17 protein-coding genes and 1 tRNA gene are annotated in these 19,647 nt (G+C 58.4%); 13 read left to right on the top strand and 5 right to left on the bottom strand.

Going from position 1 to position 19,647, the window contains the following annotated elements; translation table 11 throughout:
• Window position 1 precedes the first annotated feature (1 nt).
• The 10 genes from ybgC (at window position 2) to ACZRJ6_RS02275 (ending at window position 7,034) form a co-directional block, all read left to right on the top strand.
• Window positions 2–469, top strand: a complete 468-nt coding sequence (gene ybgC / locus ACZRJ6_RS02320) for a tol-pal system-associated acyl-CoA thioesterase (protein WP_149411979.1) — start codon at window positions 2–4, stop codon at window positions 467–469.
• On the top strand, window positions 459–1,154 hold the full coding sequence (gene tolQ / locus ACZRJ6_RS02315) for a protein TolQ (protein ID WP_133099571.1): 696 nt from the start codon (window positions 459–461) through the stop codon (window positions 1,152–1,154). Before ybgC ends, tolQ begins: the two co-directional genes overlap by 11 nt.
• Window positions 1,155–1,177: 23 nt before the next feature.
• Window positions 1,178–1,630, top strand: coding sequence for a protein TolR (tolR, locus tag ACZRJ6_RS02310; RefSeq protein WP_178114448.1), 453 nt, complete (start codon window positions 1,178–1,180; stop codon window positions 1,628–1,630).
• Window positions 1,630–2,700 carry a cell envelope integrity protein TolA gene (gene tolA, locus ACZRJ6_RS02305; protein WP_463966913.1) on the top strand — a complete coding sequence of 357 codons (1,071 nt, stop codon included), beginning with the start codon at window positions 1,630–1,632 and terminating at the stop codon, window positions 2,698–2,700. The genes tolR and tolA overlap by 1 nt, the downstream gene beginning before the upstream one ends.
• A gap of 17 nt (window positions 2,701–2,717) precedes the next feature.
• Window positions 2,718–3,998, top strand: coding sequence for a Tol-Pal system beta propeller repeat protein TolB (tolB, locus tag ACZRJ6_RS02300; protein ID WP_178114441.1), 1,281 nt, complete (start codon window positions 2,718–2,720; stop codon window positions 3,996–3,998).
• Between the two features lie 52 nt (window positions 3,999–4,050).
• Window positions 4,051–4,551, top strand: a complete 501-nt coding sequence (pal, locus tag ACZRJ6_RS02295) for a peptidoglycan-associated lipoprotein Pal (protein ID WP_133099567.1) — start codon at window positions 4,051–4,053, stop codon at window positions 4,549–4,551.
• Window positions 4,552–4,557: 6 nt separating this feature from the next.
• Complete coding sequence (gene ybgF, locus ACZRJ6_RS02290; protein ID WP_463966912.1) at window positions 4,558–5,391, top strand: tol-pal system protein YbgF; 834 nt, start codon at window positions 4,558–4,560, stop codon at window positions 5,389–5,391.
• Between the two features lie 165 nt (window positions 5,392–5,556).
• Window positions 5,557–6,204 carry a 7-carboxy-7-deazaguanine synthase QueE gene (gene queE, locus ACZRJ6_RS02285; RefSeq protein WP_149411983.1) on the top strand — a complete coding sequence of 216 codons (648 nt, stop codon included), beginning with the start codon at window positions 5,557–5,559 and terminating at the stop codon, window positions 6,202–6,204.
• A gap of 1 nt (window position 6,205) precedes the next feature.
• Window positions 6,206–6,895: a 7-cyano-7-deazaguanine synthase QueC gene (queC, locus tag ACZRJ6_RS02280; RefSeq protein ID WP_463966911.1), complete on the top strand. Its 690-nt coding sequence runs from the start codon at window positions 6,206–6,208 to the stop codon at window positions 6,893–6,895.
• 63 nt (window positions 6,896–6,958) lie between these two features.
• Window positions 6,959–7,034, top strand: a tRNA-Lys gene (locus ACZRJ6_RS02275).
• A gap of 434 nt (window positions 7,035–7,468) precedes the next feature.
• On the opposite strand, the gene ACZRJ6_RS02270 is transcribed toward ACZRJ6_RS02275, so the two are convergent.
• On the bottom strand, window positions 7,469–12,424 hold the full coding sequence (locus ACZRJ6_RS02270) for a hemagglutinin repeat-containing protein (RefSeq protein WP_463966910.1): 4,956 nt from the start codon (window positions 12,422–12,424) through the stop codon (window positions 7,469–7,471).
• A 104-nt stretch (window positions 12,425–12,528) separates the two neighbouring features.
• Window positions 12,529–14,244: a ShlB/FhaC/HecB family hemolysin secretion/activation protein gene (locus ACZRJ6_RS02265; protein ID WP_463966909.1), complete on the bottom strand. Its 1,716-nt coding sequence runs from the start codon at window positions 14,242–14,244 to the stop codon at window positions 12,529–12,531.
• A 650-nt stretch (window positions 14,245–14,894) separates the two neighbouring features.
• On the opposite strand from ACZRJ6_RS02265, the gene ACZRJ6_RS02260 reads away from it, so the two are divergent.
• The 3 genes from ACZRJ6_RS02260 to nadA all read left to right on the top strand — a co-directional run bounded on the left by ACZRJ6_RS02260 (window position 14,895) and on the right by nadA (window position 17,298).
• Window positions 14,895–15,299, top strand: a complete 405-nt coding sequence (locus ACZRJ6_RS02260; protein ID WP_463966908.1) for an antitoxin Xre-like helix-turn-helix domain-containing protein — start codon at window positions 14,895–14,897, stop codon at window positions 15,297–15,299.
• Entirely contained in the window at window positions 15,293–15,985 is a 693-nt protein-coding gene (locus ACZRJ6_RS02255; RefSeq protein ID WP_463966907.1) for an RES family NAD+ phosphorylase, read from the top strand. Before ACZRJ6_RS02260 ends, ACZRJ6_RS02255 begins: the two co-directional genes overlap by 7 nt.
• Before the next feature lie 254 nt (window positions 15,986–16,239).
• Window positions 16,240–17,298 (top strand): quinolinate synthase NadA, encoded by a 1,059-nt coding sequence (nadA, locus tag ACZRJ6_RS02250; RefSeq protein WP_463966906.1) that lies wholly within the window; start codon window positions 16,240–16,242, stop codon window positions 17,296–17,298.
• A gap of 7 nt (window positions 17,299–17,305) precedes the next feature.
• Here the strand turns inward: nadA and ACZRJ6_RS02245 are convergent, their stop codons facing one another.
• From ACZRJ6_RS02245 to gcvT, 3 genes are all read right to left on the bottom strand, one after another.
• The gene (locus ACZRJ6_RS02245; RefSeq protein WP_463966905.1) at window positions 17,306–17,794 is read right to left on the bottom strand and encodes an RDD family protein; all 489 of its coding nucleotides are present in this window, start codon (window positions 17,792–17,794) and stop codon (window positions 17,306–17,308) included.
• 96 nt (window positions 17,795–17,890) lie between these two features.
• The gene (locus tag ACZRJ6_RS02240) at window positions 17,891–18,106 is read right to left on the bottom strand and encodes a cold-shock protein (protein ID WP_133099556.1); all 216 of its coding nucleotides are present in this window, start codon (window positions 18,104–18,106) and stop codon (window positions 17,891–17,893) included.
• A 387-nt stretch (window positions 18,107–18,493) separates the two neighbouring features.
• Complete coding sequence (gene gcvT, locus ACZRJ6_RS02235; RefSeq protein ID WP_463993530.1) at window positions 18,494–19,618, bottom strand: glycine cleavage system aminomethyltransferase GcvT; 1,125 nt, start codon at window positions 19,616–19,618, stop codon at window positions 18,494–18,496.
• Window positions 19,619–19,647 lie beyond the last annotated feature (29 nt).

Raw genomic sequence — 19,647 nt, 5'->3', positions numbered from 1 at the left:
TATGCGCGCGCAAAACGGGGATCAGTCGTTCACACATCGTTGTCGCGTTTATTACGAGGACACCGATGCTGGCGGCATCGTGTATTACGTCAATTATCTCAAGTTCATGGAGCGGGCTCGAACCGAGCGGCTACGGGAGATGGGCTTTGCCCAATCCACGCTTGCAGGGGAGGACCTGTTGTTCGTCGTGCATTCCAGCGAGGCCCGTTACTACGCGCCGGCGCGACTGGACGATGAACTGCTGGTCAGTGCGCAAATAACCGAATTGAACCGTGCCAGCCTGCGCTTTAAACAGCAGGTCAGGCGGGCTACGGATGCAACGCTGCTCTGTGAGGGGCAGTTCCTGGTGGCCTGTGTGCGCACCAATAGTTTGAAACCCCGGGCCATTCCCGAAGCTCTACGTGCGGCCTTTGCCGCCGTGAGCGGCGCGGGTAAACATTCAGAGCAGGAGATAAAGCGTGGAAGCTAACGTCGTCGACCATTCCTCCATGTGGAGCTTGGTCAGCAATGCCAGTGTCGTGGTTCAACTGGTGATGCTGATCCTGGTAGCCGCATCGGTTACCTCATGGGTCATGATTTTTCAGCGCAGCAACCTGCTGCGCGCCGCTCGACGTGCCCTGGAGAGCTTCGAGGAGCGCTTCTGGTCGGGTATCGACCTGTCCAAACTGTACCGTCAGGCCGGCAGCAACCCGGACCCGGATTCGGGCGTGGAGCAAATCTTCCGCGCCGGGTTCAAGGAATTCTCCCGTCTGCGCCAGCAGCCGGGTGTTGATCCGGAAGCGGTCATGGAAGGCGTGGCCCGTGCCATGCGCGTTGCTATTTCCCGTGAAGAAGAGAAACTGGAGCAGAGCCTGCCGTTTCTCGCCACCGTCGGTTCCGTCAGCCCGTACATCGGTCTGTTTGGTACCGTGTGGGGGATCATGAACTCCTTCCGCGGCTTGGCTACGGCCCAACAAGCGACCCTGGCCACTGTGGCCCCCGGTATCGCCGAAGCCCTGATCGCCACGGCCATCGGTCTGTTCGCTGCCATTCCCGCAGTAATCGCCTACAACCGTTTTGCTGCTCGCGGCGAAACCTTGATCAGCCGTTACTACACCTTCGCCGATGAATTCCAGGCGATCCTGCACCGTAAAGTGCACACCAGCGAAGAATAAGCAGGTAATTCCCAATGGCTTTAATCGCTCGAGCTCGGAAAAAGCGCAAGCCGGTCGCCGAGATGAACGTAGTGCCTTACATCGACGTGATGCTGGTGCTGCTGGTTATCTTCATGGTGACCGCGCCGATGCTCAATCAGGGCGTGAAGGTTGATCTGCCCAAGGTTTCCAGTGAAGCCTTGCCGCAAGACAACAACACCCAGGTCCTGACCATTTCGATCAAGGCTGACAAGACCTATTACTGGAACCTTGGCAGCGAAGTCGATACCCAGAAACAGCAAGACAAGGCCATGACCTTGCCGCAGATGACCGAGGCAGTGACCAAGATCATTCGCGCCGGCAACGAAGGCGGCAAGCACACCCAGGTGTTCATTCGTGGCGACAAGGTCGTTGACTACGGGTCCGTGATGGGTGCCATGGGCGGCCTGCAGAAGGCTGGGGTCGGTAATGTTGGCTTGATTACCGAGGCGCCCTGATGCACCAACAGCGAGAGCCGTCCGCTTCGGAAAGCTTCTTTTGGCCTAGCGTTTGGGCAATTGCCCTGCACGTCCTGGCGTTTGGCATGCTGTTCGTCAGCTTTGCCATGACACCGGACCTGCCTCCAGCCAAGCCGATCGTGCAGGCGACCCTGTATCAACTGAAATCGAAAAGTCAGGCCACCACCCAGACCAATCAGAAGATTGCGGGTGAGGCCCAGAAGTCGGCTGCGCGCCAGACTGAAGTCGAACAGATGGAACAGAAGAAGGTCGAGCAGGAAGCGGTGAAGGCTGCGGAACAAAAGAAAGAAGAGTCTGCTCAAAAGGCCGAGGAAGCTAAAAAGTCTGACGAAGCGAAGAAAGCCGACGAGGCTAAAAAGGCTGATGAAGCCAAAAAAGCCGATAAAGCTGCCGAAGCCAAAAAGGCTGAAGAGAAACAGTTGGCTGATGTAGCCAAGAAAAAATCTGAAGAAGAAGCCAAGAAAGCTGCCGAAGAAGAGGCCAAGAAAAAGGCCGCTGAAGAGGCTAAGAAAAAGATAGTCGAAGACGCGAAGAAAAAAGCCGCGGACGACGCCAAGAAGAAAACTGAAGCAGACGAGGCGAAGAAAAAAGTCGCCGACGATGCGAAGAAGAAAGCCTCTGCTGATGCGGCCAAGAAAAAGGCGCAGGACGCAGCGCGTAAATCGACCGAAGACAAAAAGGCCCAGGCCTTGGCCGATTTGCTTTCCGACACGCCTCAGCGTCAGCAGGCCTTGGCCGATGAACTTGGTGATGAAGTCGCGGGCAGTTTCGACGATCTGATTCGAGCACGGGCAGCGGAAGGTTGGGCACGCCCACCGTCGGCGCGCAAAGGCATGACAGTAGTGCTGCAGATCGGCATGTTGCCGGACGGTACGGTGACTTCGGTCAGTGTGGCCAAGTCCAGTGGTGATGGTTCGTTCGACAGTTCCGCGGTTGCAGCGGTCAAGAATATTGGCCGGTTGACCGAGATGCAGGGAATGAAACCAAGCGACTTCGCTCCCTATCGTTCATTCAAGATGACATTCACACCTGAGGATCTAGCCTTGTGAGAAACCTTCTTCGAGGAATGCTTGTCGTTATTTGCTGCATGGCAGGGATAGCGGCGGCGGATGAAAAGAACATCCTGGTCACCAGCGGTAGCGATCGGGCCACTCCGATTGCTGTTGTACCGTTTGGCTGGCAGGGCGGTAGCGTACTGCCGGACGACATGGCGGAAATCATTGGTAATGACCTGCGTAACTCGGGTTACTACTCGCCAATTCCAAAACAGAACATGATCAGCCAGCCGACCCAGGCCAGCGAAGTCATCTACCGTGACTGGAAGGCCTTGGGTGCCCAGTACCTGATGGTGGGTAGCATCGTTCCGGCCGGTGGTCGCCTGCAGGTGCAATACGCCCTGTTCAACGTTGCCACCGAGCAACAAGTGCTGACCGGTAGCGTTTCGGGAAGTGTCGATCAACTGCGGGACATGGCGCACTACATTGCCGACCAGTCGTTTGAAAAGCTGGTCGGTATCAAAGGTGCGTTCTCCACTCGCATACTGTACGTGACAGCCGAGCGTTTTTCGGTGAACAACACTCGCTACACCCTGCAGCGTTCGGACTACGACGGTGCCCGTGCGGTGACCCTGTTGCAGTCCCGTGAGCCAATCCTGTCGCCGCGCTTCGCGCCGGATGGCAAGCGTATTGCCTACGTGTCGTTTGAACAGAAGCGTCCGCGCATCTTCGTTCAGCACATCGACACCGGTCGCCGCGAGCAAATCACCAATTTTGAAGGCCTGAACGGCGCGCCTGCGTGGTCGCCGGATGGCAATCGCCTGGCATTCGTACTGTCTAAGGACGGTAACCCGGATATCTACGTGATGAACCTTGGTTCGCGCCAGATCAGCCGTGTCACCAATGGTCCTGGCATCAACACCGAACCGTTCTGGGGCAAGGATGGTTCAACCATCTACTTCACCTCCGACCGTGGCGGCAAGCCGCAAATCTATAAAAGCAGTGTCAGCGGTGGTGGTGCCGAACGTGTGACTTTTATTGGTAACTACAACGCCAATCCGAAGCTTTCGGCCGATGAAAAGACCCTGGTGATGATCCATCGTCAGGAAGGCTTCACTAATTTCAAGGTTGCGGCCCAGGATTTGCAGCGCGGAAGCGTAAAAATCCTTACAGAGAGCACTCTTGATGAGTCGCCTACTGTTGCGCCCAACGGCACCATGGTAATCTACGCCACCCGCCAGCAGGGCCGGGGAGTCTTGATGCTCGTGTCCATTAATGGACGCGTAAGGCTCCCGCTTCCTACCGCACAAGGCGAAGTCAGAGAACCGTCCTGGTCCCCTTACCTGAACTGACGCGGCGCTACAAGATTTGCTTAACACACTGGGGTTCATTAGGAGTTTCACGATGGAAATGCTGAAGTTTGGTAAGTTTGCTGCTCTGGCTCTGGCTTTGTCCGTAGCCGTTGGTTGCTCGTCTAAAGGCGGCGACAATGCCGGTGAAGGCGCAGCTGTTGATCCAAACGCTGGTTACGGCGCTAACACTGGTGCAGTTGACGGCTCCCTGAGCGAAGAAGCTGCTCTGCGCGCTATCACCACTTTCTACTTCGAATACGACAGTTCGGACCTGAAGCCAGAAGCCATGCGCGCTCTGGACGTTCACGCCAAAGACCTGAAAGCTAACGGCGCTCGCGTTGTTCTGGAAGGTAACACCGACGAACGTGGTACTCGTGAGTACAACATGGCTCTGGGCGAGCGTCGTGCTAAAGCCGTTCAGCGCTACATGGTACTGCAAGGCGTTTCCCCAGCTCAGCTGGAACTGGTTTCCTACGGTGAAGAGCGTCCAGTTGCTACCGGCAACGACGAGCAATCCTGGGCTCAAAACCGTCGCGTCGAACTGCGTAAGTAATTCGTCATGCGAACGTGCCGTCGTGTTGTAACTGTATTGGCTCTCAGCCTCGCACCGCTTGCGGTGTGGGCTGCGGTTCCTGTGGAAGATAGCAACTCTGGCTATAACAATAGCGGGAGCAGCTATCCGCCAGCAGGTTATGGCACGAACGGCGCCTATGCCGGAGGTGGGGTTACGGCCCCTCCTTCGGCACAGGGCGAGCTGTTCAACCAGCTGCAACGTATGCAGGATCAATTGGCGCAGCAACAAGGCACCATTGAAGTTCTGCAAAATGAAGTAAATCGCCTGAAACAAGAAGGCCTGGAGCGATACCAGGATCTTGATAGGCGCATAGGAACCGGCGTTACACCAGCCGCCACTCCTGATAATTCTTCTGCCGGTGGCGCCGCAAGCGCCGCCGGTGGTGCAGCTGCGGGGGCTGGGGCTGCCAGCCAGGCCCCTGCCGCCAGCAGTGAACCGGGTGATCCAGCGAAGGAAAAGCTGTACTACGACGCAGCCTTCGACCTGATCAAGGCAAAGGATTTCGACAAGGCCAGCCTGGCTTTCGCCGCTTTCCTGCGCAAATACCCGAACAGTCAGTATGCGGGCAATGCCCAATACTGGTTGGGTGAGGTGAACCTGGCCAAGGGTGATCTGCAAGGTGCAGGCCAGGCTTTTGCCAAGGTCAGCCAGCTCTACCCAAAGCACGCCAAGGTGCCTGACTCGCTGTACAAGCTTGCTGACGTAGAGCGCCGCTTGGGTCATGCCGACAAGGTCAAAGGCATTCTGCAGCAAGTGGTGGCCCAATATCCGGGTACATCCGCCGCTCAGTTGGCCCAGCGTGATCTGCAGCGTATGTAAGCGGTGCTGCTCCGCTTGGAAGAAACCCGCGCTTGTCGCGGGTTTTTTCGTTAGAATCCACGCCCTTTTATGAAACACGCTTTTTGGGGTTTGCGCGTTAGCGGAGCTCCTTGAAGTGCCTGACGGAGGCGGACAGCCTGTTTAGCTGTTACGCCCGTGGCGACTATGCAAGATACATTACGTATTACCGAAGTTTTTTACTCGTTACAGGGTGAAACGCGCACCGCCGGCTTGCCCACAGTATTTGTGCGCCTCACCGGCTGCCCGCTACGCTGCCAATACTGTGACAGCGCCTACGCCTTCAGTGGCGGTACCGTGCGTACCCTCGAAGACATCCTCCAGCAGGTTGCCAGCTACCGGCCACGCTACGTCTGTGTGACGGGCGGCGAGCCGTTGGCCCAGCCCAATGCCATTCCTTTGCTCAAGCAACTATGTGATGCCGGTTACGAGGTGTCCCTGGAAACCAGTGGTGCCTTGGATATTTCCGCGGTAGACCCTCGGGTAAGCCGAGTGGTCGATCTCAAGACGCCTGGCTCCAAGGAAGTGAATCGCAACCGCTACGAGAACATCGAGCTGCTGACGGCCAACGATCAGGTCAAGTTCGTCATCTGTTCCCGTGACGACTACGACTGGGCCAGTTCCAAGCTGATTCAGTATGGTCTCGACCGGCGCGCAGGCGAGGTGCTGTTTTCTCCAAGCCACCACGACTTGAACGCTCGCGAACTGGCCGACTGGGTGGTCGCGGACAATTTGCCGGTACGCCTGCAACTGCAACTGCATAAATATCTTTGGAATGACGAGCCGGGGCGCTGAAATGACTGAACAAACGCTAGATCAAAAACGTGCTGTGATCCTGCTGTCCGGCGGCCTCGATTCCGCCACCGTAGTGGCCATGGCTCGTGCTGACGGCTACAGCTGCTACACCATGAGCTTTGACTACGGCCAGCGTCACCGCGCCGAACTGGATGCTGCCGCCCGCGTTGCTCGCGACCTGGGTGTGGTTGAACACAAGGTAATCAGCCTGAACCTCAACGGCATTGGCGGCTCGGCCCTGACCGACAGCTCCATTGACGTCCCCGAGGCACCCAGCGAAGGCATTCCAGTGACCTACGTGCCGGCGCGCAACACCGTGTTCCTGTCCCTGGCCCTGGGCTGGGCAGAAGTGCTCAATGCACGAGACATCTTTATCGGCGTCAATGCCGTGGATTACTCAGGCTACCCAGACTGCCGTCCCGAGTTCATCGAGTCTTTCGAACGCATGGCCAACCTGGCTACCAAGGCCGGTGTAGAGGGGCAGGGCTTCCGCATTCAGGCTCCCCTGCAGAACCTGAGCAAAGCCGATATCGTTAAGGCAGGCGTGCGTCTTGGGGTTGATTACGCACTCACCGTTTCCTGCTATCAGGCAGACGATCAGGGCCGTGCCTGTGGCAAGTGCGACAGCTGCCGCCTGCGTGCAGAAGGCTTCTCGGCAGCCGGAATCAGTGACCCAACACATTATTTCTGATTTATTTCGTATTAGGTGTTGAATTTCCGTTAGAAATCAGTATTATACGCACCACCACGAAGCGGGTCGTTAGCTCAGTTGGTAGAGCAGTTGGCTTTTAACCAATTGGTCGTAGGTTCGAATCCCACACGACCCACCATATATTGCAGTTTAGAAAATCCGGAAGGCCCACGAAAGTGAGGATTTCCGGGTTTTTTTTTGCCTGCGATTTGGTGAATGTACGGGATCGGGAAGTGTTGTTTCGCTGGCGGGCAAACTCCCACCGGTATATCGCTGCGCTGTCGAAGCGAAATCGAATGCATTCGTGCATTCTGATAGCTGTATGAACCCGGCTGCGGCTCGCCGGCATTTTGAATCGATCCCCACCTCAGGCAAGAAACTCATCTGGGAGAACGGTACCAATTATTTTCAATACTATGATCAGCCGGATGTAGTGGATCGTACGGTGGGTAATGTGGTCACCTGGTTCAACGATCACTCTGCGTGATAGCTGCATCGCGTTAGCAAAAGGCTGACGCAACGATGGCCCCAGTGAGAACGGGTATTCTCGCTCCCACTGAGGGCCACTCCTACTTAGTTGATCTTCTGATCAATCCCAGCCTGCAACTCCTGGCTGTCACTGTGCCCGCCAACCCGCAGCGGTCCAAGGTTGAAGGCTTGACCCTTACGGGTGGCCTCGTCCTGTTTCTGGGTCAGTTCATCCTTCGCACCAAGAATCAGGTTAACCGGCGACTTCGAGACGTTCAGCCCAACATCAGCGCGGTAGTCGCTACCTGCCAAGGTAGTGGTCGTGACGCTGGAGCCGCCGAGGTTGACCTTACCGTCGCTGGCGCTGATCCGTGCGCCGGTCAGTCGAGTGTCCCCACCTACCTGCAGATTGACGCTCTGGTTGCCACTGATGCCCGATGCTTGGGTGACGCTGTCTTTGACGATATGGCTGACGTCCAGGTTCAAGGTCGGGGTGTAGGCGGTGTTACCGCTCTTGTCGCCGAACAGCACGTTTTCTGTGGTATTGGCCACTGAGCTGCCAGTGGTGTTCTTGTCGCTGACGGAGTAGCTGTCACTGGTTTTCGGCCAGAACTTATCTTTGACGCCGGACAGGCGAGTGCCCAAGGCATCCTTCTTGTCCGCCAGGTAGGTCTTGGCTTTGTCCACGCTGGTGCCGAAGGCGCCGCGTGGTTCTGGGTTGACGTCGTAGCTGCCGCTGCGGGTGAGTTTCTCCCCCAGGCGCTCCTTGGCATTACCGACGGTGTTGACCACGCTGTCTTTGGCTGAGACCAAATGCTCGGTGCCTTTGTCGACGACGTTCTCCAGTTTCTCGCGGTGTTTGTCGAATGCGCCCTCGGCCTTGGCTTGTACCTTGTCCTTGAGCGGGCCGGTGGTCTTGGCCAGTTTGTCGACTACGCCGGGCTGGTTTTTCTCGACATCCAGTTTGGCATCGACATTGACCTGAGTGCTGCTGATCTGGTCCTTGCGGCTCTCTACCACGAGATCTCCACCAATCTTGCCACTGACCTGATCCGCTTCGATCCGCGCTCCAGCCAGGTGAGTATCCCCAGCGCTGTTGATAACCACGTTGTCGGCCTTGATCAGGCTGTCGTGCTGGGTGGTGCCTTGCAGATGATCGACATCGACTTTCGCTCGGGCATTGATGCCGTGCTGGGTCTTTGGCGTGTCGTGTTCACCGGCATCGGCGAGGGTGGTTTTTCCGCCACTACCGCCTGCGCCAAGGCCCACGCCCCAGCTGTTGTGAGCCTGGGTCGATTGCGCCGACTCTTGCAGGATGCCGCCTTTTTGCGCATCGAGGCTGACGCTGCCGGCCTTGACCTGAGTGCCTTGCAGGTAGATGGCATCGGCTGTGTCAGCAGCGCTGGCGAGAGTGACCTTGCCGTTGCTGTGCAACTGCCCAACGGTGACGCCCTGGTCGTTTTCCGCGACTTTGCCGATGTTGAAGTTGGCGCTCAGGCTTCCGGTATTGCTGCTGCTTTCGGCGCTGCTGGTCTTGCCCGCACCGACGGTCAGACCGCCGCCCAGGTTGCTGCCACTGCTGACGTGGGTGTCGGTTGCCGCCTGCAGGTCCAGCTTGCCACCGGCATTGAGGCTGATGTCACCCGTCTTGGCGGTGCTGCTGCCGATCTGGGTGCCTTGCAGGGTCAGGTCGCCGCCGCTGGTGAGCAGGATCGGGCCGTTGCCCTGGATCGTCGCGACGTGGGCCTGGCTGTCCTGGGTGTCCAGGCGTTTGTGGTCCAGTTGCACGCCGGCCCCGAGGTTGACGTTAGTGCCGCTGGTGCCCGGTGCGGTGCCCACGGTCAACGAACCATTGCCGCGCAGGGTGTTGCTGTTTTTGCTCTGGGTGTCGTTGGCCTGGTTCAGCGCCAGCTCACCGCCAGCCTTGAGGTTGACCCCCGCCTGGCCGCCATTGAACTGGCTGCCTTCATAACGGGCATCGCCCTTGACGTCGAGGTTGACGCCCTGGGTCCCGGAGTAGCTGCCGACCACTGCCGTGCTGGAGGTTTCCCGCACGTCGCTGCTGCCGCCGGTACCGCTGCCGCGTACGTTCAGGTCTTCACCAGTGGTGGTGTAGACCCGCACGCCCACCTTGGCGTCCACGCCTTGCTCGCTGCTACTGTGGGTATTGGCCGCCGCCGTGGCAACGTGGCTGCCGGCATCGATCTTCAACTCACCATCAGTGGCACGGTATTGGGTGCCTTCATCCTTCAACTGGCCTGCCACATTGACCTGCACCGTGGCGCCGCTGAACTGGCTGACCACCGCCGTGCTGTCCTGCTGGGTCCGGGTCTTGTTGGTGTGACCCACTTCCACATCGAGCCCGACATTGGGCTGCTCGAACGCGTCCAGCAGCCCAGGCTGATGGAACTTGGTCTGGGCCAAGCCTTCGACGGCTTTTTCGATCGGGCGGGTGATGCCTTTGTATTCGACATTCGCGCCGACATCGGCGGTCCAGCCGTTCTCTTTGTGGGTGCTGGTTTCGCTGTTATGGGCCGCCTGGTTATCGACTTGGGCGGCATTGACCTGCAACTCGGAACCGGCCTTGACCTGTGCGCCCTGGCTGGTGAGGGTGTTGCCGGCATTGATGGTCAGCTTGCCTGTCGCTGCCACGTTGCTGGTTTGCGCGGTGGTTTTGCTGCGGGTGTCGTGGCTGCTCTGATGGCTGAACTCTGCGCCACTGCCGGCCTTGTCCAGACCGCCGGTGTAGTAGACGCCGCCACCGGCGGTGGTCTTGTCGGTGGTGTTGGTGGTGCTGTCGTGAGCCGCCAACAGGTCGACGTTTTTGCCGCTCAAGGTTGCATCGCCCTGGGTGGCCTTGAGGTCGGAACCCTTGACGCTTAAATCACCATCCGCCGTGACGGCCAGGGTGCCGCCGCTGAGGCTGGAGGCCTGCTGGCGGGTGGTGTCGGTCTTGCTGGTTTGCTGCTGGTCTTCATAACGCACGCCCGCACGGTACTGGCGGGTGCCGTCGGCGGTTTCCTTGGCGTAGCCGTCAAAACCACGGATGTGGGTGCTGGTGGTGTCGTGGGAGGTGTTTTCAACTGAGGCGATCTTGATGTCGCCCTTGGCGTCAGCCTTCAGCTCGCCTGCCGCCGAGACCTGGGAACCACTGACTTCGATGTCCTTGGCGCTTTGCAGCTTGAGGTTACTGTCCGAGCGCAGGTTGCTGGCGACGACGGTGCTGTCCTTGAGGTTCTTGCGGCTTTCGTCCTTGGAGATACCGAAAAACTTGCTGTCCTTGCTGTAGCTGTTGTCGTGGGATAGATCGCGCACGCCGTCGATCACCAGCGAACCTTTCTCACTGATCACACTGGCTTGCTTGCCGCCACGGGCCTGACTGCCGCTGATGCGCACTTCGTCAGCCTTGACGATCAGTTTGCCGTCAGCGTTGACCTTACTGCCGGTGTTCAAGGTCTTGCCCTTGTCGCCGTCGCTGTTTTTTCCGAAGAAGCTGCCGCCTACCAAGTCGCCAGAGTAGGCGTTGTCGCTGTTGCTCTGGGTGCGGCTGACGCTGGTGATTTCAACTTGTCGGGCGGCCAGTTGAATGTCGCCCGGAGTCTTCAGTTCAGCGCCTTGCAGTTGTAGTTTTTGTTGGCTGGTCAGCTCAAGGTTCTTGCCGGCCTTGAGGCTACTGGTGACGCTGCGTTGCTCGCTGCTGGACTTGTCCCAGTTGGCTTTCCACAGGTGCTTGCGGTGCTTGCCCTGGTCGCGGGTTTCGTGGGTCTCCGTGGCGGCGCTTAGGCGCAGATCGTCGCCGCTCTTGATGTTCAGGGTGTCGCCTGCTTCAACGCTGCTGGCCTTGATTTCGGTCTTGGCGCCGGAAGACAGCGTGGCATTCTGCTGGGCCACGACCTTGTTGCCGTGCTGGCGCGAGTCCTTGTCGGTGGTGGTGGCGTCATAGGTTTCGTAGGTGAACAGAAAGTTGCTGTTTTCCCACTTGTGACGATCTTCCTGAAGCTTGCGGCTTTCCAGGCTGCTCAGGGTCAGATTGCGGCTGGCGTCGAGCTTGACGTTACGCCCGCTGACATCAGTAGCGGCCAGGTTCAAGTCCTTGCCGCTGTGCAGGTTGACATCGCCTTGGTGGCTCTGCACCCCGGCGCGATTGGCCTCCAGGCTATTGGCGTGCACTTGGCCGCTGATATCGAGGTCGCCGGCAGAGCTGACGTTTACGCCGTCGCGGCCGCTTACTTGCACCGCGCCGACCCGCACACCTGCGCCTTCGGCGGTGCTGATGATGTTGATGCGTCCGGCCTGCATCGCGCCGAACAGGCTGGCGTCGATGCGCTGGTCCTGGGTCTTGCTGGCCGGGTCGACCTTGCGCACTTCGCCGCTGGCGAAGTCGACCTGGTTGCGGCCGACGGTGAGGTTCAATTGGTCACGGGCGTCGAGACGGCCCTGGCTGTCGATGCGCGGGGCAATCAGGTTGATCGAGCCACCACGGTTTTGCAGGCCTTGGCCTTGCACCGTCAGTTGGCCGCGAGCATCGCGGGTGCTCAAGGCTTGCAGTTTGCCGTCATTGAGCTCGGGACGGCCTACCACCAGGTTGGCGTTGGGGGTGTTGATGAAGCTGCCACCGTTGACCGAGATCCCGTTAGGGTTGGCCAGAACATAATCGGCCGCCCGCCCGAAAATCTCCTGTGCGCCGTTGAGGGTCGAGGCGTTGCGACTGATCACTTCGTTGAGGATCACGCTGGCCGCCTGGCCCTGGAATTGCGGGTTGGCCGCCAGATGCCCGGCGAGCTGGGATTGCCCGGCCTGCAGGGCGTTGTTCAGCACCACGCCCTGGCGATCGACGTTGTAGTCCAGGAACTGGTTATGCGACAGGCCGCCGGCATTGGGCGCGACGATATTGACGATTGGCACCCCCCCCTGATTTTGCAGTTGCGGGGTGCCGCCAGGGCCCTCGACTACCGTCAAACCACCGGCCAATACCAGTTGAGGTAACAGGAACAGGCTGGCGATGGCCCAGCGCAGTTTGCCGCTGGGGGAGAGGTGAAAGCTGTGTATGTCATTGGGCATAAAAAGTCTCGCTCTATGTTGGCTGATCCGCGCAGTGCGTCGTTCGGTGCGAGGCTGCTGTGGGGTCAGGTACAGCGGTTATGTCAGGCTAATCGGGCATCGGCTCATATCTGCACGCTCAGGCGCGTCAGCCAAACTTCCGGCTCCTGGCCAAAACCTGCAGGGGTGTTCAGGTTGCGTTGGTAGTCGAAGTCGAGCTGCACGTTCTTCCAGCTCAGGTTGAGTCCGGCGCTGGCACCGCTCAGACGTTGGCTCTGGGAGCCGTGCTCACGCTTGACCAAGCCGTTGTCCAGGCCCAGGCGTGGGGTGATCTTGATCGGCAGGTCGCTGTTGAGCGGTAAGCGCAGGGTGTTACGCCAGACCGCGCCGATGGCACCGGAAGCGCTGTTCTCGCGATAGCCTCGCACCGCCGAATCGTCGGTGCCCAGCAGTTGTTCGATGGCGGGCAAGGCGTCGGGGCTGTACTGCGCCGATAACTGGCTTTGCCACTGCCACGGTTGGCCGTTGAGCTGGCCATTGCGCCATTGGGTGAGGTTGGCGCGGTATTTGTGGAACTGCGCCTGGGGCAGGTTCTTTTGCACTTGGTCGGCATCCCGATCGGCGCCGAACCAGGTCAGGCCCTGGGCGTAATTGACGTCCAGGTTCCACACCGCGCTGTTGAGCCAGAACAGGTTCAATCCCGCCTCGGCCACGGTCAGCGTCGGGCTCTGGATCCCCAGGCGAACCTTTTGCAGGTAGCTGTCGACGTCCTTGTAGGCCAATTGCAAGTTGGCGCTCAGTTGATGGCCCTGATCGCGCCACAGCACACGGTCGGTACGCAGGCTGACCTGATCGGTGCGGCCACTGTTATAGAACGTGGTACTGCTGAGCTTGAATGGCGAGCGGTATTCGGCATGGCTGGCGAACAGGCTGTAGGTCCAGTAACCGTAGGGGATGGAATAAAACAGGCTGTTGCTGCGGCTGTAGCGCGGGCCGTGGTTGAGGGTGTCGCTGAAGCTTAAGTTGAGCGAGTCGTTGAGCTGCAACGGGCTGTCCAGGTTCAGGCTGATGGAGTTGCGATCACGCCCGGTGCCGGCGCTGCCGAGGTTATCCACTCCAAGGCCCAGGCCCCAGCGCGAGGCACTGCTGCGTGAGCGCAGGATGAGCCGCGAAGCGCCTGGCTCGCTGCCGGGCGCAATGTCGGCGGTGAGGTCCACCGAACGCAGGCGATTGAGCTGGTCCAGGCCCTGCTCCAGGTCTCGCAGGTTCAATGGTTTGCCGAGCATTCCAGGGAACGCCCCGCGCAAAGACACTGGCAGGCTCTGGTCGGCCAGCTCGATGGCTTCGATATAGCCTTCTTCGACGTGGATATCCAGAGGCTGCCCAGCGGCCGGGGTGCTGATCAGGTAAGGACGGCTGGCGATATAGCCAGCCTCGACGTACAGGCGGGTGATCTCGGCCAGCAGTCGGTTGATCTGGGTGACGCCCATGCAGGAGGTCACATAGGGTTCGATGTGCGTGTTGAGCTCGGTCTTGCTGAACAGCGTGACCCCGGCCAGGCGCGTACCGCTCAGGGGCCAGCAGCGCTCATCTTTCACGGTGTCTGCAGGCAGTGCTGGCGCTTCTGGTTGGGTGCCGAAACTGCCTCGCTGCATCTGGCGCTGGCGTTGTTCCAATTGCAGCTGTTGCAGGTCGCGCTGTTGTTGTTGCTGCAAGCGCAGGGCTTCTTGGCCGGCCTGCGGCCCATCGGCAGCAACCACCGGTAATGAGCCCAGGCAGAGCAGGGAAACGATCAGGCTCCGGGTAAGAAGGAGACGCTCGGTTGAGGGCTGATTCGGCACTCGACATCCTTAACGTGAAAATACGGACGATCCATGCCCCTGGAGCCAGATGGTGAACTCAGGGACTTGCCATAGTTGAGCCATCATTAAGCGGATTGTTACATCGGTGTCGGATTTATTACATAAAACGTGAGGAGTGCCGCGTTATTCAGTAAAAAAGTGCACGAAGAAGGTGCGGGGAGGGCAAGCATACGCTTGGAATAGATCGGCTTTTCTGGCTGGCATAGTGAAAGATGTCGCGAAGGGTGCTTTTAGATTGTTGCAGCGGAGCCTGTTAATCGGTTTGTTTATCAGTGGTCGGCAAGTACAGCCCCTGCCTCGGCAAGAGAGCGGGGCTGTCATGTTTCAGCTCAGTTTTGCCCTCGAACCAGAATCGACTCATTGATCTGCGCAATCGCCGCAGCCTTGGCGGCCTGGACTTCACCGCGTCGTCTCAAGGCTCAGGCTCTCGACGTTTCTCAGTATCTGCTGGCGCAGGCTTTAGCAGCTAACTAGCTGATATTGCAGTTTAGAAAATCCGAAAGGCCCACGATAGTGAGGATTTCCGGGTTTTTTTTGGCGTGTAAAAAGGTAGGGTAGTTGCTTTGGGTTGATCTATAGGTTCAATATTCTTATATTTGAGTCTGTAGATTAAGTGTGAGGTTGTGACCATGACACTACCCCTCCAAGCGCAAGCATTTTCCAAGGAGCAATGCGTGACCGGTCTGCGCGCTGCCGTAGGCATTCTCGAAAAATGGCAGGCAACCAGTGACCAGGCTTGCCGTATCTTGCGTATTTCCCGCAGCACCTATACGCGTGCCAAGCAGCGTGATGTCGATTGGTCGGTGGGCCTGGATTCTGACCAGATGCAGCGAATCAGCTTTGTACTGAACATCCACGCAGCGCTTCGCCTGGTCTTTGATAATCCCGAGAACGTATATGGCTTCCCGGCGATGGCGAATGACAACAGCTTTTTCAACGGTCGTACGCCCCTCGAAATCATGGCCCAGGGCGATATGATTTCCCTGTACGAGACGTTTCGCCGGATTGATGTTCTACGTGGAGCGCAGTGGTGATGCTGAGTCAGTTGTCAGATATGGCCGCAGAGCAATTGCAGGCCTATCGACTGGTCAACTCAAAGTTTCCGCCCATTGCCCTGTTTGACGACGTGGCGAGCGCAGACGAATTTGATGTGCTCTATCAGATTCAGGCCCTGACCAATCCCAGGCTGCATAACGAGGTCGGTCTTATTGAGTTGATACCTCGCAAGGAAATCCCCTTCGGCATTCCTGGGTGTTCATATGCAACGGCACCGTTCACTCATGTAAATCCAGCCGGGTCGCGTTTCAGCGATGGCAGCTTCGGTGTGCTGTACCTGGCCGCCACGATGGAGACTGCACTGGCAGAGGTGCGTCATCATCAGAGTCAGTATTGGTCGAACGTTCGCGGCCTCAACTACGAGCGCTTTATGTTCCGGGGGCTGTCCTGTTCCTTCGTGGATAATTCGATGAAGGATGCGACATCCATTCCTATGACTGATCCCATTTACGATCCCGACGATTACACGCACTCCCATCGTTTGGGGAGGGCTATCAAGGAAGCAGGCTTTCCCGGCCTGCGGTACAGGTCCGTGCGTTCACAAGAGAGCCACTGTTGGGCGTTGATGACGCCCATGCCTGTCTCATCCATCGTTCAAACGGCGCATTACGAGATGATCTGGAACGGTGAGATCACCAGTGTCAACAAAATCAGCGAAGCCTGACGGCCTGGCTTCTTCCTGGGCGATGCGAGCGTATTTGTAGTTGTAGCCGGTGGTAAGCACCACCAGCTACAACGGACAAAGCGCCCGCACCCCAGATTAGGCTTTTGAATCCAATCGATATTCTGTAGCCTTGCGCGGCTTCACCGTTGTCCGTGCTGATGAACACAATCACTTCGTCCGGCGGTACCCGCAAGGGGCCCAGAGCCGGTGGTACACTCGACTTTCGCGCAACTGCGCCTGCAGGTCTTGCGAACATGACGCAAATTTCCGAACGTCTTCTGGTTCAAGCCCACCTTGATGCCAAACAGCCCAAGGTGCTCAGTGGTGCCGAGGAGGCGGTTTTACGTGCCGCTATCGCCGCCGAGCTGAAGGCTCAGGACGCGGTGCTGGTGGCTCACTTTTACTGCGACCCGGTAATCCAGGCCCTGGCCGAAGAAACCGGCGGCTGTGTCTCCGACTCTCTGGAGATGGCCCGTTTTGGCGCCGCTCACCCGGCCAAGACCGTACTGGTCGCCGGTGTGCGCTTCATGGGCGAGACAGCCAAAATCCTCACCCCCGAAAAACGCATCCTGATGCCCACCCTGGAAGCTACCTGCTCCCTGGACCTGGGTTGCCCGGTGGATGAGTTTTCCGCGTTCTGCGACCAGTATCCCGAGCGCACCGTGGTGGTCTATGCCAATACTTCGGCGGCGGTCAAAGCCCGTGCCGATTGGGTGGTGACCTCCAGTTGCGCCCTGGAGATCGTCGAAAGCCTGATGGATAACGGCGAGACCATCATCTGGGGCCCGGACAAACACCTGGGCACTTATATCCAGCGCCAGACCGGTGCCGACATGCTGCTGTGGGACGGTGCCTGCATCGTCCACGAAGAGTTCAAGTCCAAGCAACTGGAAGACATGAAGGCGCTGTACCCGGACGCGGCGATTCTGGTGCATCCGGAATCACCGACTTCGGTGATCGAACTGGCCGATGCCGTGGGTTCCACCAGTCAGTTGATCGCCGCCGCGCAGCGCCTGCCGAACAAGACTTTTATCGTCGCCACCGACCGCGGCATCTTCTACAAGATGCAGCAGTTGTGCCCGGACAAGGTGTTTGTCGAAGCGCCGACCGCTGGGAACGGCGCGGCGTGCCGCAGTTGTGCGCACTGCCCGTGGATGGCGATGAATACGCTGGAGCGGACTCTGCAGTGTTTGCGCGAGGGCAGTAACGAGATCTTCGTCGAGCCGTCGGTGATCCCCCACGCGGTGCGCCCGCTCAAGCGAATGCTGGACTTTACCCAGGCCGCGCGCCTGAAACTGGCGGGCAACGCCTGATAAGCGCTTATTTTTTCTTCTTTGGAATACGAACCAGCTGGCTGTCGGAATAGATGTCATGCCAGCTGCGCTTCTTCTTGTCGACCAGCGACCAGATAAACCCCAGCCCTACGCACAACCACGACGCAATCGACACCACAAAACGCAGTAAAGCCTGCCACAGGCTGATCCGCGAGCCATCCGCGTTCTGCACCCGCACGCCCCATACCTGCATGCCCAGCGTCTGCCCGGAATGGGTCCAGAACTTGGCGAAGAAACCAAACAACACAAAAAACAAAATCGTCGACAGCAATGGATCACCGTCCAGGGCACCGGACTCAGAGAGCGCACGCATTTTGCTTTCACCGACAAAGGCCATCCACACCAGCTTGTAGATGAGGGCTGTGACGATCAGCAGGGCGGTGCACAACAGGAAGTCATAGAACATCGCTGCCAGACGACGGCCCAGGCCAACGGCGGGGAAATCGCCTTGAGGGCTTAGCAGGTGTTTCGACATGGCAGGGCTCTCGGAAGGAAAAAAGCCATTTTACGGATAAAACATATAAAAAAGCCTCTGATGTCACCATCAGAGGCTTTTTTGTCGCAGCAAGGATCAGTCTTCTGCTGCTTGTACTTCGTCAGCCTGCATGCCTTTCTGGCCTTGCACGGCAATGAAGGTCACTTTCTGGCCTTCTTTAAGGCTCTTGAAGCCATTGCCCTGAATCGCGCGGAAATGCACGAACAGATCTGCACCGCTTTCTGGAGTGATAAAACCAAACCCTTTCTCGTCGTTGAACCACTTGACGGTACCGCTCTGACGATCAGCCATTTTCTTATTTCCTTGACGCTAAAGTTAATGACAGCCCCTTTCACATGAAAGAGTACTGGGCTGGATTGCAGGAAAGTAAGAGACGTCGAACGGGTTGTAGCAAACTTTGGCTACTGCCCAGGTCCAGGTTCCAAGCGACCCATGCAAACACAGTAGGCAAACTCTACGCCAACTAATACGGAAAAAACAAGCCCTCTGCAAGCCACGGTTTTCCTCAGTTTTATGACACTTCGGTCAACGTTGGGTATAAGGCTTATTCGATAGACTTGATCACTTGTTATAGGTTAAGGCACATAGCGGTGACTATCGTCAGTGCACTTTTTTGTGGCGGTTGCGTTACAGATTAGTGCACACAACCGCATTCGCGTTACTTATAGGAACAGCCAATCAACCACGGTAGTAACGTTGTTGCACGAATGGCATTTTACTTACACGAAGTGGCACCTTTTTCCCACGCACCAACGCCCAGACCTCGGTATCCAGCGCAACGAACGCACTGTCGAGGTACCCCATGGCTAGCGGGCCGCCAAGGCTCGGACCAAAACCGCCGCTGCACACGCTACCGATCACGGTACCGTGCTCATCGACGATTTCTGCACCTTCACGGACAGGGGTACGCTCCTGCGGCAGTAGGCCAACGCGCTTGCGGCTGACACCGGTTTGTTGTTGGGTGAAGATCTTGTCGGCACCCGGAAAGCCACCAGCGCGTGCACCATCGGCGCGGCGGGCCTTGGAGATGGCCCACAACAGGCTGGCTTCAATCGGTGTGGTTTCGGTGTTCATGTCATGGCCGTAGAGGCACAGGCCAGCTTCCAGGCGCAGGGAGTCGCGGGCGCCAAGGCCAATGGCCTGTACTTCGGTTTCTGCCAGCAGGCTGCGGGCCAGGGCTTCGGCACTGGCGGCCGGCACGGAGATTTCGAAACCGTCTTCGCCGGTGTAGCCGGAGCGGCTGACGTAGCAGTCCACGCCCAGCAGGCGCGTAGGCGCGAATTGCATAAAGGTCATGTGCTTGACCTCAGGCGCCAGTCGCGCCAATACGCTGACCGCCGCCGGACCTTGCAGGGCGAGCAGGGCGCGCTCTTCGAACAGCGGCTCAATGGTGCACTGGTCACCGATATGCTGGCGCAAGTGGGCCAGGTCCTGATCCTTGCAGGCGGCGTTGACCACCAGGAACAGTTCGTCGTTACCCAGGTTGGCGACCATCAGGTCGTCGAGGATACCGCCCTGCTCGTTGGTGAACATGGCGTAGCGCTGCATGCCCACCGGCAGGTCGATGATGTCCACCGGCACCAGGGTTTCCAGGGCCTTGGCGGCGTTGGCGCCGCTCAGGCGAATCTGGCCCATATGCGATACATCGAACAACCCGGCCTGTTCACGGGTGTGCAGGTGTTCCTTCATCACGCCCAGCGGGTATTGCACCGGCATGTCGTAGCCGGCGAACGGCACCATGCGCGCGCCCAGTTCGATGTGCAGGGCGTGCAGCGGGGTTTTCAACAGGGTTTCGGTGGACATATTCAGCTCCTGAAAAACGTACGGACGTG

Source organism: Pseudomonas sp. C321, assembly GCF_055407105.1.
This window is presented reverse-complemented; position numbering and strand designations above follow the sequence as displayed.

What these genes read in the sequence shown, in the direction of transcription:
- ybgF (WP_463966912.1), top strand. Translation starts at nt 4,558, where the DNA reads ATGCGAACGTGCCGTCGTGTTGTAACTGTATTGGCTCTCAGCCTCGCA.
- ACZRJ6_RS02240 (WP_133099556.1), bottom strand. Translation starts at nt 18,106, where the DNA reads ATGGCTGATCGTCAGAGCGGTACCGTCAAGTGGTTCAACGACGAGAAA.
- tolA (WP_463966913.1), top strand. Translation starts at nt 1,630, where the DNA reads ATGCACCAACAGCGAGAGCCGTCCGCTTCGGAAAGCTTCTTTTGGCCT.
- queE (WP_149411983.1), top strand. Translation starts at nt 5,557, where the DNA reads ATGCAAGATACATTACGTATTACCGAAGTTTTTTACTCGTTACAGGGT.
- tolB (WP_178114441.1), top strand. Translation starts at nt 2,718, where the DNA reads ATGCTTGTCGTTATTTGCTGCATGGCAGGGATAGCGGCGGCGGATGAA.
- nadA (WP_463966906.1), top strand. Translation starts at nt 16,240, where the DNA reads ATGACGCAAATTTCCGAACGTCTTCTGGTTCAAGCCCACCTTGATGCC.
- ybgC (WP_149411979.1), top strand. Translation starts at nt 2, where the DNA reads ATGCGCGCGCAAAACGGGGATCAGTCGTTCACACATCGTTGTCGCGTT.
- ACZRJ6_RS02270 (WP_463966910.1), bottom strand. Translation starts at nt 12,424, where the DNA reads ATGCCCAATGACATACACAGCTTTCACCTCTCCCCCAGCGGCAAACTG.
- gcvT (WP_463993530.1), bottom strand. Translation starts at nt 19,618, where the DNA reads ATGTCCACCGAAACCCTGTTGAAAACCCCGCTGCACGCCCTGCACATC.
- pal (WP_133099567.1), top strand. Translation starts at nt 4,051, where the DNA reads ATGGAAATGCTGAAGTTTGGTAAGTTTGCTGCTCTGGCTCTGGCTTTG.
- queC (WP_463966911.1), top strand. Translation starts at nt 6,206, where the DNA reads ATGACTGAACAAACGCTAGATCAAAAACGTGCTGTGATCCTGCTGTCC.
- ACZRJ6_RS02245 (WP_463966905.1), bottom strand. Translation starts at nt 17,794, where the DNA reads ATGTCGAAACACCTGCTAAGCCCTCAAGGCGATTTCCCCGCCGTTGGC.
- ACZRJ6_RS02260 (WP_463966908.1), top strand. Translation starts at nt 14,895, where the DNA reads ATGACACTACCCCTCCAAGCGCAAGCATTTTCCAAGGAGCAATGCGTG.